Origin of the sequence: Streptomyces sp. SID12501 (assembly GCF_010550245.1) — a bacterium.
In the GTDB taxonomy this organism is placed as follows: domain Bacteria; phylum Actinomycetota; class Actinomycetes; order Streptomycetales; family Streptomycetaceae; genus Streptomyces.
Map to the genome: position 1 here is coordinate 35,504 of NZ_JAAGLU010000032.1, position 14,139 is coordinate 49,642.

The 14,139-nt window shown below is 67.0% G+C and carries 14 protein-coding genes; 7 read left to right on the plus strand and 7 right to left on the minus strand.

The features are described from left to right. Positions 1-471: 471 nt before the first annotated feature. The 5 genes from G3I71_RS32595 to G3I71_RS32615 form a co-directional block, all read right to left on the minus strand. Positions 472-822, minus strand: a complete 351-nt coding sequence (locus tag G3I71_RS32595) for a hypothetical protein (RefSeq protein WP_164320285.1) — start codon at positions 820-822, stop codon at positions 472-474. Continuing rightward, complete coding sequence (locus G3I71_RS32600; RefSeq protein ID WP_164320287.1) at positions 803-2,065, minus strand: CHAT domain-containing protein; 1,263 nt, start codon at positions 2,063-2,065, stop codon at positions 803-805. Before G3I71_RS32600 ends, G3I71_RS32595 begins: the two co-directional genes overlap by 20 nt. Further along, on the minus strand, positions 2,062-4,356 hold the full coding sequence (locus G3I71_RS32605; RefSeq protein WP_164320289.1) for a hypothetical protein: 2,295 nt from the start codon (positions 4,354-4,356) through the stop codon (positions 2,062-2,064). The genes G3I71_RS32600 and G3I71_RS32605 overlap by 4 nt, the downstream gene beginning before the upstream one ends. 137 nt (positions 4,357-4,493) lie before the next feature. Next, complete coding sequence (locus G3I71_RS32610; RefSeq protein ID WP_164320291.1) at positions 4,494-4,697, minus strand: Beta-galactosidase C-terminal domain; 204 nt, start codon at positions 4,695-4,697, stop codon at positions 4,494-4,496. 701 nt (positions 4,698-5,398) lie between these two features. Then, positions 5,399-5,701, minus strand: coding sequence for a leucine-rich repeat domain-containing protein (locus tag G3I71_RS32615; protein ID WP_343243137.1), 303 nt, complete (start codon positions 5,699-5,701; stop codon positions 5,399-5,401). A gap of 661 nt (positions 5,702-6,362) precedes the next feature. Between G3I71_RS32615 and G3I71_RS32620 the strand changes: the two genes are divergently transcribed. After that, a complete protein-coding gene (locus tag G3I71_RS32620; RefSeq protein WP_164320293.1) occupies positions 6,363-8,642 on the plus strand; it encodes a M12 family metallopeptidase in 2,280 nt (759 codons plus the stop codon). Between the two features lie 15 nt (positions 8,643-8,657). After that, positions 8,658-9,041, plus strand: coding sequence for a hypothetical protein (locus G3I71_RS32625; RefSeq protein WP_164320295.1), 384 nt, complete (start codon positions 8,658-8,660; stop codon positions 9,039-9,041). 830 nt (positions 9,042-9,871) lie between these two features. Here the strand turns inward: G3I71_RS32625 and G3I71_RS32630 are convergent. Both G3I71_RS32630 and G3I71_RS32635 read right to left on the minus strand, forming a co-directional pair. Continuing rightward, the gene (locus G3I71_RS32630) at positions 9,872-11,551 is read right to left on the minus strand and encodes a site-specific integrase (protein ID WP_164320296.1); all 1,680 of its coding nucleotides are present in this window, start codon (positions 11,549-11,551) and stop codon (positions 9,872-9,874) included. 11 nt (positions 11,552-11,562) lie between these two features. After that, positions 11,563-12,315, minus strand: a complete 753-nt coding sequence (locus G3I71_RS32635; protein WP_164320299.1) for a helix-turn-helix transcriptional regulator — start codon at positions 12,313-12,315, stop codon at positions 11,563-11,565. A gap of 101 nt (positions 12,316-12,416) precedes the next feature. On the opposite strand from G3I71_RS32635, the gene G3I71_RS32640 reads away from it, so the two are divergent. Genes G3I71_RS32640 through G3I71_RS32660 form a run of 5 tightly spaced genes read left to right on the plus strand, consistent with a single transcriptional unit; the run spans position 12,417 to position 14,115 of the window. Then, positions 12,417-12,659 (plus strand): helix-turn-helix domain-containing protein, encoded by a 243-nt coding sequence (locus G3I71_RS32640; RefSeq protein ID WP_164320301.1) that lies wholly within the window; start codon positions 12,417-12,419, stop codon positions 12,657-12,659. Further along, entirely contained in the window at positions 12,656-12,988 is a 333-nt protein-coding gene (locus tag G3I71_RS50425; protein WP_203731975.1) for a helix-turn-helix domain-containing protein, read from the plus strand. Before G3I71_RS32640 ends, G3I71_RS50425 begins: the two co-directional genes overlap by 4 nt. A gap of 22 nt (positions 12,989-13,010) precedes the next feature. Further along, the gene (locus tag G3I71_RS32650) at positions 13,011-13,457 is read left to right on the plus strand and encodes a hypothetical protein (RefSeq protein ID WP_164320303.1); all 447 of its coding nucleotides are present in this window, start codon (positions 13,011-13,013) and stop codon (positions 13,455-13,457) included. Continuing rightward, positions 13,454-13,771, plus strand: coding sequence for a hypothetical protein (locus tag G3I71_RS32655; RefSeq protein WP_164320305.1), 318 nt, complete (start codon positions 13,454-13,456; stop codon positions 13,769-13,771). The genes G3I71_RS32650 and G3I71_RS32655 overlap by 4 nt, the downstream gene beginning before the upstream one ends. Beyond that, positions 13,768-14,115 (plus strand): hypothetical protein, encoded by a 348-nt coding sequence (locus G3I71_RS32660; RefSeq protein WP_164320307.1) that lies wholly within the window; start codon positions 13,768-13,770, stop codon positions 14,113-14,115. Before G3I71_RS32655 ends, G3I71_RS32660 begins: the two co-directional genes overlap by 4 nt. Positions 14,116-14,139: the final 24 nt, after the last annotated feature.

Here is a 14,139-nt window from a genome sequence, read left to right on the forward strand (position 1 = left end):
GCCCGCCGTCGCCCGTGGAGGCCCACGGTCCGCTTCCGCCGGAACCCCACCACCCGAAAACGCCGCAGCGCCCGACCCGACCGAAGCCGACCCGAGCGCTGCTGTGCAGGCCGGAAGGGGTTTCCCCTCCCCCCGCATCCGTAGACCCTGTGGGACTCGAACCCACAACCAATGGATTAAAAGTCCTGGCGTGATCTTGCTGGGTGGTTCCGGACTCTGCTTCGGGGTCCGGAACCACCTGGTCAGGACAAGTTCGGCGTGATCTTCGATCCGCTCACTCACGGCCGCTGCCACATCGTCCGCTCACGCATCGCTCACGCCGAAAGGACGTCTGAACAGTCCTTTCGACGTCGCCGCCATCTACTCGTCCCTGTCTGGCAGATGGGTTCGGGTCTCCCAGACACCGCTCGCCGGACAGTCCTGAGTTGGCGGCGGTCGGCGAGAGGCCAGCGTTACATCCAGTGTTATGCCTCAGCCTCGCGTGAACGTAAAGGTGATCCCCGCTTGACCGGCCAGTTCGCCGCCCGAGCCGAGGAGTGACACCGTTCCCTTGGCGCTCACCTCGGCGCTAAAGGCGACCTCGTTCAGCCGGAACTCGCCTGCCCGGTGCGGCAGCGAGGTGATCACACCCTGCATCGTGGTGACGAAGTCGCTGAGGCGGGAGCGGAGCTCCTCGGCGGGGATCTCCGTACGGGCGGCCCGCCACTCGTCCAAGCGCCGCAGGGACAGGCGGTCGGTGCGGCCCTGGTCAGTGTCCTCCAGCCCGAGGACACTGATCGTCTCGTTGAAGTGGGCGCCGGTGTCAGGGGTGGGCTGAGGCACTGGGTCTCTCCTTGGGTGAGGGGCGGACGTGCAGGCCGGGATCGGCATACGCGGCATAGGTCAGGCCGAGCGGATTACGCAGGGTGTGTAGGAGCTCCAGCCGGGACTCGAGAAGTGCTCTGCCCAGGGGGATACGGCGGATGAGGAAGCGTTCGTACAGCGCCTTGGAGAAGGCGGCAGCGATGTCGTCGGGGATCTCGGTCTCGGTGCCGATGAAGCCACGGTTGTGGTTCGTAAGGAAGAGGTACGGGAACGACAGCGCACCCGGGGCCTGCATCCGACCCGAGCCACAAGCGTTCATCACCACCAGCGGCAGCTCGAAGGTGCGCTTGTCCTGGCCTGCGGCGAGATCGATGAGGTCCGCGCCGAGGTCCCGCAGTGTGGTACGGGAATGGTGGCCAGCGCCGCTGAGTTCGATCTCGGCACCGAGCATGTCGTCGGAACGGGTGTAACAGTGGCAGGCGAAGTGCTGTACCTGGTCTGGCAGTTCACGGCGTGTGCCGTCGAGGAGGAGCCGCGGGTCGAAGACCTGCTCGGCCAGCCTCGGTGCGTCCTCCGCGTTGTCGGGGTACGGGCCTTCGAGATCGACGTACGCCGTTGCAGCGTCGGCGAACCACGCCAGTTCCTCGACGGCTCCTTCGAGATGTTCGTAGTACAGATAGCGGACGGGGACGCGCCCCTGTGGCCCTGTGTGCAGGGTGGGTCCACCGCGGACCGGGATGGGCAGCATGGCTCGGCGTACGACGCACGAGAAGCCGACGAAGGCCCGACAGACGGTGGCGAAGTCGCCCCGGGTCCGCACAGACAGGTCCGAGGAGATCCGGAACAGCGGCAGAAACTCCAGAGGCAGGAAACTGTTCATGGCGCCGACGCATTCGACGAGCGGGGGCGGCAGTTCGGGGTTCATGCGGTACGGCAAGGCTTCGTTCCAGAAAGCCTGGAGCCCCTTGATGACGTCTTCCTGTGCACCGAACAGGGTCAGCAGAAGAACGCGACCGAGGCGGTGCAGGCTGTGGAAGACCCGGTCGAGGTCCTGGTCCTCGACGACCAGTGCGGGCAGTTCGTCCTTGAGACGGGTCAGGCCTCTGTCCAGCTCCTGCCGGACCCTGAGCAGCGCGTCACTGCCGAGGAGGGTGATGCACAGGGGCGCGACGCCCGAGCGGTTCGCGGTGAACTCCAGTTGGGTCGCCTCGTAGGTGGTCAGAACACGGACGGAGACGTCCGGTCGTCTTGCCTCGTTCATACGTCGTCCGTTGCCTCTGCTGTCTCTGTTGCCTCGATCTTCAGGGCGACGACCTGGACGAGGTGGCCCGCCTGGTAGAGCTGGAGCCACACCTCGTGGCTGCCCGCCTCCTCTGGCATCTGGAACGTGAAGACCGTCTGCTGCTCTCGCTCGACGCGGAGGTTCCTGCGCTGGGGCTGCGGGGTGAGCGTCGAGCTGTCGGCCATCGCGTCGAACGAGACGGTGTCTGCGTCCCGGCCGCCCTCGACGCAGACCGACTCGAGGACGAAGAACTCTCTGTCCGGCCGGCTCTCGACGACTGAGGCAAGCCCCTGAGCGCGCGGGTCACGCACGACGGAGACGACCAGCCTCACCCGCTTCCCCACGGGGGCCGTGATCGTGCCGCTCTCGGCTCGTACGTCTTGGGCACCGCGGTCCAGCTCGATGGTGAGGTAGCCGACAAAATTGGTGAGCGGGGCACCAGTCGCGGCCTGCTCGAGCGAGGAGCGGATCACCGACTGGAGGTCCTCATGGAAGGTGCGCTGGAGAGACGTCAGGTGGTCCGTGAGATAAGCGCTGACCTCGTGTGCGAGCACGCGCAGTTGGCGTTCCGAGAGGGGGACGGCGCGGACCGGATCCCGCGGCGCCAGGGACCCGTACTCCTCCTGAACTGTCTGGCGCACCGCAGCCTGTACATCACTGCGCACCAGCCTCGCCACAGTGGAGGCGAGCTCGTCGAGCCCGGCGCCCTGAGGCAGCCTCGGCTGCTCCCGTCGGTATTCCCCGCGCGTGTGAAGGGGCCAGTCACCGCTCAACTCGGCTGCCAGTCGGATCATGTAGGGACCCGAGGGATCGTCCGGCAGCGTGATGTGCAGCTTCTTCGCCAGGTCGTACCGGTAGAGCTCGACCGCGTCCGCCTTGGCCTCGTACACCTCGACCAGCATTCTGCGCGCCTGTACCAGTGCGAATGCAGCTATTAACAGCGGCCCCGCGACGGGGAGTACGGCCACCCCGTGGTCGACGTGGGGGCTGCCGAGGCCGGTGAGTGCGACGAACAGCCAGACGCCCGTGGTGCACAGGGCGCTCGTGACGGTGATCCGCCAGGCGAGTACGCCCTGTTCCCGGCGCCGCACCTGCCGTTTGACCTCGTCGGAGGCGACCAGTGCGATCCGGGGCCAGATGTCGTCGATGGCGAGTCCGGTGGTGAGGGCGGTACGCCGGTGAAGCTCGTGGACGGCGGTGGACTGGAGGACGTGGGTGAGGCGCTGGGAGAAGGTGAGCGCACTGACCTCGTCCACCCAGTTGTCGTCGCGGCGCCCGAACTCTGCCCTCCCCATGCGTACCTCGTCGACCAGCCGGGACACCCAGTACCCCACCGGTGCGGTGTCCGTCCAGATCAGTACCCCGTACTGCACCACCAGCAGCGCGGCAGCTGCCACCGCCAACCAACCGGCCTCCGGAAGCCGATCGCCCGAGCCCGGCCCGCTCCACGGCTGCTCGCTCCACATCGCCCACGCGACACTCCCCAACGGGACGAGAATCCCGGCAAACTGTGCCCCGGGCGAAACCGTCCTTCCCCGGCTGCCCCCATGCAACAGCTGTTGGAGAACATCGACGAGGTACGTCACCCCGAAGACGAGCAGCGGACCGCCCACCCCCACGCCGCCCACCCACCACGCGGCCACGATCTCGCCCCGCACGGCCAGTTGGGCCACCACGCCAACCAGGCCCAGCACCGCCGCCGACCCGAACACCTTCAGGTATTTGTCCTCGGCGTCCCAGGACTGCGAGTCGGACAGCCAGAAGGCTCCGGCCAGCACCACCACGGCGGATCCCACCACCCACGCCGCCCACAGCGGGCCCTCCAGCGCGAGGCGTGCGGTGAGCCACCCACCGCACGCCTCGGCCAGCACGAAGGCGGCGGCAGTGAGGAGGTCGCCGGACGGGGTGTGGTGACGGCTCGAGCCGTGTAACTCGCTGACCCGGGCGCTGCGCCAGGAGGTGCCAGCGAACAGCGCGACGAGCACACCCCCGGACACCCAGGCCGTCGCGTACTCGTGCTCGCGGGCCAACCGACCGGTGATCAGCGTCAGTTCGGCCACCAGAGCTGTCGCCAGGATTCCGATCGTGTCCAGACACAGCGTCCGGAAGTCGCTCGTGTCTCCGGAGGACGCGCTACTTCGCCCGAGGGCCACCTCTGCGCACCACCAGGCGATTCCTGCCAGCACCAACCACCCGGCAAGCAAAGGCAGACCGCGTTCGCGTACCGATACGAGCACGGCACCCACGCCGCCCACAGTGACCGCAAGCACGGCGGCCGTTCCTAAGAGGGCCCCGCCCCGCGCCGTCCCCGTATCGCCCAACATCGCGTCCCCGTCGGCCGTCCAGTGTGCCGCAACTCACTGACAGTATGACTAGTTCGTGTGCGCCGGGAGGACCTCAAGGACGATTACCGCGCCTCGAACACAACCCCGTACCTTTCGCCGTCGCCGACCCGCTGATCGCCTTCCCCGGGCAGAAGTTCCACTGCCTCCAGCGCCACAGCGATCTCCGCGTCTCGCACGCTGTGATTCATCACGAAGAGGTAATCGGCGTCAGCCCCTCGCCGCACCGGCACATCCACGTTCTCCGGCACACTGCGCACCGACTCCATGCCGGCCTCGCCACACCGATGCGGCACAGGAGGTCTCGGCAAGGGTCGCCAGGTCGGGGCGCTCGAAATCCACCACCACGCCCGCGCACCACAGCGACTCATACCAGGAACGGACCAGGTACAGGCAGCGGAGGCCGCTCAGCCCGGAGGGAAGTGCCGTCACCCAGCGGGCGTTCCAGTCTCAGACGATCGCCACTTCGGCGACAACCGTGCTTCATCGGACCTCGGCCAACGCATATAGATCACGCCAGGCGGACCACGTTCTGGCAGATCAGGCTGTCGGCGCCAGCGCGGTAGCTTGGCCGAGTGCCATCCAGTGAGCCTCGCGGAAGCACATGGCCATCAGCATGTCGGCAGCCACGTAGACCCCCGACCAGGTGCCGCGCGGACATCGCCTGGCGGGCAACCCGAGCATCCCCTCACACCCGGGCCCCAAAAGGAAGCAGCGCCGACCCTAGCGCTGCCCTGCAGGCCAGAAAGGGTTTCCCCTCCCCCGCATCCGTAGACCCTGTGGGACTCGAACCCACAACCAATGGATTAAAAGTCCTGGCCAAAGCTTGCCGAGTGGTTCCGGACGGCCCTTCGGCGTCCGGAACCACCTGGTCAGGGCAGGTGCTGCCCCGTGCTCCGTCCACGCTGTGATGGTCTCTTCCGGATCATCCGCTCACGCACAGCGGGCCACTGAGCAGCAGCTTTTCGGTCTACAAGAGAACGACACAGCCTCGCCGCTCCAGTTCGGTCAGCAGCGACGGCGAGGGCTCGCAGGCGTTCCAGCGCACGTCCAGCTTCTCCAGCGCGGTCATTTCGACGACCCAATCCGGCAGCCGCGTGAGGCGGTTGCTTCGCACGTCGAACTGGCGCAGTCGGGGCAGGCCGACCAGTCTCTCCGGGAGTTCGGTGAGGGCGTTCTCCCTCAGGTCCAGGTGGCGCAGTTCGCGGAGGTCGACCATGGACGGCGGCAGGCTTTGGGTGTGGCTCCTCTGGAGGGACGGCTTCACCGGCACGGACCTGCGGATCCATAAGTAGCACGTGATCCTTCCGGCCTCCTCGAACCGTCCCGCGTTCACCAGCGCCGACCGTACTGCCGATCTTGGTTGCGGCTGACACGTCGACCTGCGGCGTTCGTCTGGAGGGCACTTGCACTGTCCGCGGTCGGAATTGGCATAGCCCCAGCTCAGCCCGTCCCTCCAAAGGAGCTACACCCGTCGGGGATCACGTGGCCACCCTCGGCAAGCATGTGGCGCCACCATACGAGGGGGCGTTCCTCGTAGGGACTTGCCGGTCTTTCGCCCAGATCGGGCGCCCGGCGCTGCCGTGCCGTGGGCCCAACGGAAGTGCTTGCAAACAAGCTGCACTCCTCCAGCTGTCCGTACATCAGGTGGGGCAGTGCCTGGGAGGAGCGAAAGGAGATTCGAGCCATGTTCAGGCAGGACGGGGTGTGGCGTACGGCCGTCTGGTGGGCCGCATGTTCAGGGAGCTGCCGATCGGGCTCCCCGGGACGGGCTTCCTGAGGCGGTGTGCCACATTTGCTTCCAAGGATGAATATCAACCGATTTGCGTTATATGGCGAGTTCGGACCTTAGGAATGGCGAGATCCGCTGGTTGCGTGGTCCTCCGGTGCAAGGGCTCCGGCAAGAGCCCAGCGACAGACAAAGGGGAGCCGTCATGAGTGACGACGAGCGGCGGAGCCAGACGAATCCGGAGAGCCTCGAAGACGAGCCCCACGTGCCGTCCGACGGTCAGGGCGAGGAACTCGTGAGCGCCGAGGTCCGTACGGCGCTCATCAGCGGGGAGACCTTCACCGACCAGCCGGTCCAGTACAGCGTGGTCGACGGGGTGGCCGTGTTCGAGGGCGACATCATCCTCGGGCTCGACGCGGAGCTCCAGCGGCAGGCAGGCCGGATCCGCTCCGCGGCGGCCCAGTCGGCACAAGGCGTAGGAGACGAGGTCGCTCCCGGCGAGGCGGTCGACGCGGCGAAGCCACCGGGCGGGCTTCCCGAGTCGGCGGTGATCGTCCCGGGCCAGAACAGGCGCTGGCCGGGCGGGGTGGTTCCGTTCGTCCTCGACAACTCCCTGACGCCCGCCGCCCGTACCGCGATCACCGGCGCGATCGACCACTGGCACCTCAACACCCGCCTACACTTGCGGCCCCGCACAGGGTCAGACGCGCAGTGGGTGGTCTTCCGGGACTCCAACCAGTGCTCGTCCTGGGTCGGCCGGCAGGGCAGTGCCCAGGACATCAACATCGCCGCCGGCTGCGGACGGGGAGCAACCATCCACGAGATTGGCCACGCCGTCGGTCTGTGGCACGAGCAGAGCCGCGAGGACCGCGACAAGTTCGTCAGCATCCTCTGGCAGAACATCCAGTCAGGCCAGGGCCACAACTTCGACCAGCACATCTCCGACGGCGACGACATCGGTGAGTACGACTTCGGGTCGATCATGCACTACGGGTCGACGGCGTTCGGCACGACCGACCCCGCCACGGGCCGGACGAACACCACGATCAGCCCCAACCAGCCGCTTCCTCCCGGCGTCGTCATGGGGCAGCGCAGCGGCCTGAGTCAGTCCGACCGCGGCGCGGTCGCGTGGATGTACGGTGCGATCTACCCGAACCCGTCGAACACCTGGCTCGGCCGCTTCCAGGGGCAGCCGGGGACGGAGCTCCTCCACTACTCGCCGGCACGCCACCACTGGTACCTCGGGCAGACCGTGAACGGCACCATGGACTTCCGCGGCGTCGGCGACACCACTGGTTTCGGCGACCTCGACGACGGTCGCCCCATCTGGACCGGCGACTTCACCGGCGACGGGCACACCGACGTCCTCTTCTACTACCCCGGCGACGACAACTGGTGGCTCGGGACGCTCCAGAACGGGCAGCTGACCTGGTCCCTCATCGGCAACACCGCCGGCTTCGGCCACGCCATCAATAGCGCGTTCCTGTTCTGGACGGGCGACTTCAGCGGCGACGGCCGTGCGGAGGTGCTGTTCAACTACCCAGGCGACGGCAATTGGTGGCTCGGGACGCTGCAGAACGGGCAGCTGACCTGGTCCCTCATCGGCAACACCGCCGGCTTTGGCGCCCTGAACGACGGTCGCCCCATCTGGACCGGCGACTTCACCGGCGACGGGCACACCGACGTCCTCTTCTACTACCCCGGGGACCACAACTGGTGGCTCGGGACGCTGCAGAACGGGCAGCTCGTGTGGATGTTCGTCGGCAACACCGCCGGCTTCGGTTCGCTGAACGACGGTCGCCCCATCTGGACCGGCGACTTCACCGGCGACGGGCACACCGACGTCCTCTTCTACTACCCCGGCGACGACAACTGGTGGCTCGGGACGCTGCAGAACGGGCAGCTCGTGTGGATGTTCGTCGGCAACACCGCCGGCTTCGGTTCGCTGAACGACGGTCGCCCCATCTGGACCGGCGACTTCACCGGCGACGGGCACACCGACGTCCTCTTCTACTACCCCGGCGACGACAACTGGTGGCTCGGCACACTCCAGAACGTGCCGGGAGAGAACGCGCAGTGCGGTCCGCTCCGCTCCCAGATCTCATCCCAGGAAGCCGAGATCCGCCAACTCCAACAGCTCAAGAACGGCCTCGACCCACGCGACCTCGGAGACCGCCAGGAGATCCGCGACCTCAACCGGCAGATCACCGCACTGCGCCAGCAGATCTCCCAGGAGCATCAGGAGATGGCGGGCCTGCAGTGCCCGGCCGTGCCCAACCCCGGTGGGCTCCAGCTGACCTGGACCCTCGTCGGCAACACCATCGGCTTCGGACACGCCATCAACGACGGCCGCCCGTTCTGGACCGGCGACTTCAATGGTGACGGCAGCACTGACGTCCTCTTCCACTACCGCGGAGACCTGAACTGGTGGCGCGGGAGCATATTGGGAGGCACCCTGAATTGGACGAAGGCGGGCAACTGGTAGGCGGTGAGGACAGGCATGAGGACGCACCTGCGCTGCTGCATCAAGCTGCCCACAGGGGCCTCGCTCGGCTCGACGACGCGGGTGCACCTCACCGTGGAGGACGTGTCCCTGTCCGACGCCCCCGCACCCACTGTCCTCCACCGCGCCTTCGCCCTCTCCGATCCCACCTCCGGCCCGTACGAAACGGATCTCACGTTCCCCTCGCCTCGGGCCCACTACACGATCCGCGTACACATCGACGTCTCCGGCGACGGCCGGATCACCCCGGGCGACTACGTGAGCACAGCCCGGCACACGCTTACGCCCGGAAGACCAACGACGGAGCTCCAGGTGCCGGTCACCCGCGTCCCCCAGCACCTGACGCCTAATGACGCCAGAGGCGCACCGAGGCAGCCATAGATCCCCCTATCCCGATACCCGACAGGTCAACTCCGTGGTCTTCTGCCCTTGCGGCCAGGACCTGACCACGGCTGCCACCAACGTGGAAGGGTGTAGCTCCCTTGGACAGAGGCAACGATCACGTAATCGATCTGCGCCGGGTGAAACACAGCCTCGACCGCTGGCGGATGTGGTGCTCAACGCGACGTAACCCTGCTTGAAGCTGGGGGTGCAGTTCCACCTGTTCCTGTCCACGCAAGGCGCAGCACGAGCGACGCGGTGACGGAGACCTCTCTGCCATCAGGGAAGACGACAGTGGCTGGCCCGACATAACGAGGGCGGCCGTCACCGGGATGGAAGGGGAGTCGTGACGCCATGGCGCGAGGGTACGTGGGCCGCGGGGGACTACTTCGGGATGACGTCCTCCCGCCAACCCTGTTCCTCGGCACCGCTCTCGCCGAGCAAGCCGCCGCCACGGGCACATCCGCTCACGCAAGGACCCGAAAACGAAGCAGCGCCCGACCCGACCGAAGTCGACTCAGGCGCTGCACAGCAGGTCAGAGGCCATATCCCCCACCCACTACCCGTAGACCCTGTGGGACTCGAACCCACAACCAATGGATTAAAAGTCTCCGGCCCTGACGGACCGTCTAATTCCGGCGACTGTCACCCTATGCCGGGGTGAGTCGATACGTGCTGTTCAACAGCACTTTCGCCGCCACCCCTCACTCGTCCTCATGTCGCTCCATGCCGGTAGCTGTCGACTACTTCCGGAGCGTTCGGGCCAGCAGCGGGCCAGCAGAAAGGCCCCGCCACCTGCGGTGACGGAGCCTCGTTCGTTCCCCTCAACTCTACGCCGAGCCCTCCGCATTGTCAGTGCCCGGCCGTACGGTGGGGTCATCAACATCCGCGCTCGCTGGCTGCGACGCGTCAGGCCCCGTCTCCGGTACAGCGACCGGCGGCGGGGCCTCGCTCTGTCCCCGCCGGGCCCGCGGCACGGCCGCCGCCGCCTTCTCCGTCAGCTCGTCCTCGTACTCCTCGAACAGCTCCATGTACGTGTCGGCCGTGAGCACGTAGGTCGAGTGCCGCAGCTTCACCTTCGCGTCGTTCATGTCGCCGCCGCCGGCCTTCACAAGCGCTGCCGCGCCGTGCCGGAGGTCTCGGAGGTTGATGGGCGGCAGGTCCGCAGCTTCCATGATCCGCCGGAACGCCTTGCTGACGACGTCGGGATGCAGCCACTCGCCCGACTCGGTCGTGAACATCTTGCCGGTGTCGACCCAGTCGGGCGTGTCCTTGCCCTGCTCCCGCTCTGCGGCGGCCCGTGCGTTCCAGGCGTCGCGCTCTGCCCGCTGCCGGGCGCGGTGCTCCTCGAGGACGGCGACCGTGCCCGCGTCGATCTTCACCGTGGACGCGGAGTCCTGTGTCTTGGGAGTCGTCTCGATCGGCGTCCACCCGTCGACCACGATCTCGGTGGCCACGAGGATCGTCTTCCTGGTCGCGCTGAAGTTCGCCCAGTCCTGGCCCACGCCCTCGCCGCGGCGCAGGCCGTGGTGGGCGATCAGGTGGAAGAAGGCGTACAGGCGGTCGCCCTCGGCCTCGTCGAGGAACGCGCCGAGCTGGGCGGGGTTCCACACCATCACCGGGGACGGCTTCGCTCCGGTCTCTCTCCAGCGCGCGACCCGCTCGTCGGTCCACAGCAGGCCCTTCGGCCGGGCGGCCGGCGCCAGCTCGACGTGCTGCGCGGCGTTGAAGGTGATGAGCTGCCCGGCGATCGCCTTGTTCAGCGCCATGCGAAGCGTGCGGCGGATGGCCTGCTTCGTGGCCGGGCCGGTGATCCGGCGGAACGGCGGCATCTCTGCGAGCTTCGCCCGCTCGGCGGCGAGCTTCGCCCGTTCAGCAGCCTTCGGCGCCCCGGGTTTCCCTCTCTTGGAGCGTGCGACCTGCTCGTGGCGCGCGGCGTTCTCTGCGGCTGTCACGTCGTTGCGGTCGTCGATCGCGTCGAACATGTCCTGGACGTGGCCGACGCCGAGCCGGTCCAGGCGCAGGTGCCCGATGGCGGGCTTGAGGTGGACGCGGATGTGGCTCTCGTAGCCGTGGTTCGTGGTGGTGCGGGTCGCCTTCTTGGCCATGACCTGGTCTAGCCAGTCACCGACGGTCGTCCGTCCGTCGAGGGGGACGCCGACGCCGAGCTTGCGGGACACCTCAACCGGCTCGGGGATGTCGAGGCGCCGGCGCATCACGTCCTGGAGCAGGTCGCCGACACGGCGGGCGGCGTCCTCGTCGTCGCCGGGCAGGTCCAGGATCCCCTGGAGCTTCGTGAGGTCGCCCTGTGCGTCGGTGACCTTGGCGTAGCCGGTGCGGCGGAAGGTGCGGCGCGTGCCCGCGGCGGTCGGCGGGAGTTCCTGCCGGACAGCATGGGCGCCGTGGTTCTTCTTGGTCAGCTGTGGGCACGCGTTGCTGAGCAGCTTGCCGTCCGGGCCGCGGCACTCGCAGCGTTTACTGATGCCGCCAGCGCGACGAGATGCGGGCATGTCTTCCTCACCTAGAACGGTGGCTCTTCCTCGGAAGCTGACCATTCGCGCGAGATAATAGCCTCACCTCCCGCTTCAAATCGCTTTAGGATTTCTTTCTCCAGATCGCGCATGATTTCCTTAGCGGTCTTGGCCAACTCTTCCGAGGTGAAAGTATAGGTCACTACCGTTTCTTCAACATCCTCGGAAGGTGGCCCGTCTACTACTCCATTGGCGTCAGCTTCATATTCTTCCCAGGCAGCTTCTGAAGGATCATAGCGCTCCACACGAGCGCTCGGTTCCCAGGTGATACCACGCTCACGCAAGAGTTCGTTCACGTCACCAACAAAGGAAGCTGAGTACCTGATAGGCACCACATGGTCGAGCACGTCATGCGACACAAGCGCCAGTTCGGTTTCTCCATTTGGCCCCTTCTTGAGCGCATAACGCCACTCCTTCGTGGCGTCTGGGCTTTTCAGCGGAAGAAAGAAGAAGGGAATCGGCTGGTCAAATGCGAGGGAGAAAGCAAGCAACTCGCTCGCATCGAATTCTCGACTGCGGCCGGACTCCCATGAACGTTCAGAGGCACTAAGGGTGGCCGCCGTGTAGCGCCTTCCGCCAAAGAAGTTGAGCCGCTCGGCAGCCTCAGCTTGTGTCCACCCAGCCCTCCGGCGGGCCTTCATCAGGTTGTAGGCAACGAGCTGGTTGACCGTGAGGACGGCAAAGTCGGCAGGTTCACCCTGCTCGGGGGGCGTCTCGGGCTCAGGGTCTGACTGCTTGGACATGACGACAAGCGTAGACCGAGAGTCCACACCTGTACAGGATCACTCGACACCAGTGCGCATTGATGTTTGCCTTGCAGTCACACCCGTGCCACTCTTCACCCATGAGCACTGAACACACACTGGTGCGCAGTAACCCGCCCATTCGGGCTGTCCGCGCTGCCCGCGGACTGACGCTGCGGACCGTGGCACAACGCTCCGGCATCGATCCGGGCCATCTGTCCAAGGTCGAGCGCGGCGAGAAGCAACTCTCCATCGAGTCCCTCTACCGCCTCGCGGTGGTGCTGGATCTCCGCGAGCTCTCCCAGCTGCTCAAGCCGTACATCAGTGAGCGGGAGTCGGCATGACTGAGCGCACCGCGGTCCGCCGCAAGGCGCTCTCCGTCGCCGAGGTCTTCGCCCTCCCCGCCATGCCCGACGCCTGGCCCGATGGCGCCGGCGCGTGCGGCGGCATCGGCCGCACCGCCTGGTACGAGCTGATCGCCAAGGGCGAGACGCCCGTACCCGTGATCCGCGTCGGCCGATCCCTCAAGGTCCGCCGTAGCGATCTCCTGAACTTCCTCGGTCTCCAGGACCAGGCCGCCGCCGAAGTCGAGTCGGCAGCGTCCGCAGAGGAAAACGGCGACGCCCCGGGAGTCGAGCCCGGGGCGCCTGTCGCGCTCAACCAAATCAGCTAGCCAGCAGATCGGAAGTAACGCAATGACCAGCGTAATCCCCGAGGCGTCAACGACGACGCCGGACCCGACCGAACAGCGCACCAGCAGCACCCCCGCGCTCCGTAAGCGGCTCGTCGTCGAGCAGGCCGACCTCGACGCCGGCACCCCGATGTTCTTCCGTCCGTTCGACGACGAGATCCGCATGGCGTACGACCCCGCCCAGATGCCGCCTGTCGCGGCCTACAGCAGGCAGTCGCAGAGCATGGCCGCCCGGTCGTTCCTCGGCATGCACCACGACTACACCGAGGGCCCGGAACTTGACGCCCTGCGGGAGACACACCGCAACGAGCCCGAGGGCAGTCCACTGCGTGACGTGATCGGGATGATGTTCGACGACATCGACCGCACACAGGACCCGGCCGGCATCGCCGCGCAGTACGTCGAGCTCCTGGAGCAGACCCGCGCGAAGAAGGCAGGTGCGCGGACATGACGCGCACCGTGCAGGAGACGTTCTGGTCCGACCAGGCTCTCGCCACCGCCCGCGAAGCTGCATCCAACGGCCGCACCCTTGCCGTCGTTAACGACTTCCCCAACGGCGAACAGTGCTCCTGGTGCGACTGCCCGGACGAGGAAACCTTCAACGACCTGAAGGAGGGACACCGCTGCAGCGGCTGCCCCAAGACGGCCGGATCGGTGCTCCGCGTCTACGACGGGAGCCCGGTCCGCCGGGACCTCCCCGTCTGTGAGGGGCACCGCGACGACGCCGTCGTGTTCATCTACAGCGTGCTTGGAGGCGCACGATGACCGAACGCATCGAGACTCCCGAGGTGCGCCTCGTCGTCACGGTCGACCTCACCGGCCGGTACGACAGCGCCGACGAGGTCACCGAAGACCTGCGCCAGCAGACACAGCGGAACGTCGACTGCCACACGGCGATCGTCTGCCTCGGCGAGGACGCAGTCCGCCGCAGCCTGTTGTTGCCGCACGCCATCGCCGGAGCGTTCTTCCTCTCGGCGAAGCTCATCGAGGTCCACATCCCGGCCGGCTCCCGATTCGCGTCGCACCTCGGCCAGGAGGTCGCCCGCGAGGCCCGCGTGATGGTCAGGGACCACGAGGCACAGCTGCTCAGTATCCGAACCCCCGACTAACCCCGGGGAGCGCTGCGGCCCCGG

What these genes read in the sequence shown, in the direction of transcription:
- G3I71_RS32600 (WP_164320287.1), bottom strand. Translation starts at nt 2,065, where the DNA reads ATGAACGAGGCAAGACGACCGGACGTCTCCGTCCGTGTTCTGACCACC.
- G3I71_RS32610 (WP_164320291.1), bottom strand. Translation starts at nt 4,697, where the DNA reads ATGGAGTCGGTGCGCAGTGTGCCGGAGAACGTGGATGTGCCGGTGCGG.
- G3I71_RS32620 (WP_164320293.1), top strand. Translation starts at nt 6,363, where the DNA reads ATGAGTGACGACGAGCGGCGGAGCCAGACGAATCCGGAGAGCCTCGAA.
- G3I71_RS32625 (WP_164320295.1), top strand. Translation starts at nt 8,658, where the DNA reads ATGAGGACGCACCTGCGCTGCTGCATCAAGCTGCCCACAGGGGCCTCG.
- G3I71_RS32630 (WP_164320296.1), bottom strand. Translation starts at nt 11,551, where the DNA reads ATGCCCGCATCTCGTCGCGCTGGCGGCATCAGTAAACGCTGCGAGTGC.
- G3I71_RS32635 (WP_164320299.1), bottom strand. Translation starts at nt 12,315, where the DNA reads ATGTCCAAGCAGTCAGACCCTGAGCCCGAGACGCCCCCCGAGCAGGGT.
- G3I71_RS32640 (WP_164320301.1), top strand. Translation starts at nt 12,417, where the DNA reads ATGAGCACTGAACACACACTGGTGCGCAGTAACCCGCCCATTCGGGCT.
- G3I71_RS50425 (WP_203731975.1), top strand. Translation starts at nt 12,656, where the DNA reads ATGACTGAGCGCACCGCGGTCCGCCGCAAGGCGCTCTCCGTCGCCGAG.
- G3I71_RS32650 (WP_164320303.1), top strand. Translation starts at nt 13,011, where the DNA reads ATGACCAGCGTAATCCCCGAGGCGTCAACGACGACGCCGGACCCGACC.
- G3I71_RS32655 (WP_164320305.1), top strand. Translation starts at nt 13,454, where the DNA reads ATGACGCGCACCGTGCAGGAGACGTTCTGGTCCGACCAGGCTCTCGCC.
- G3I71_RS32660 (WP_164320307.1), top strand. Translation starts at nt 13,768, where the DNA reads ATGACCGAACGCATCGAGACTCCCGAGGTGCGCCTCGTCGTCACGGTC.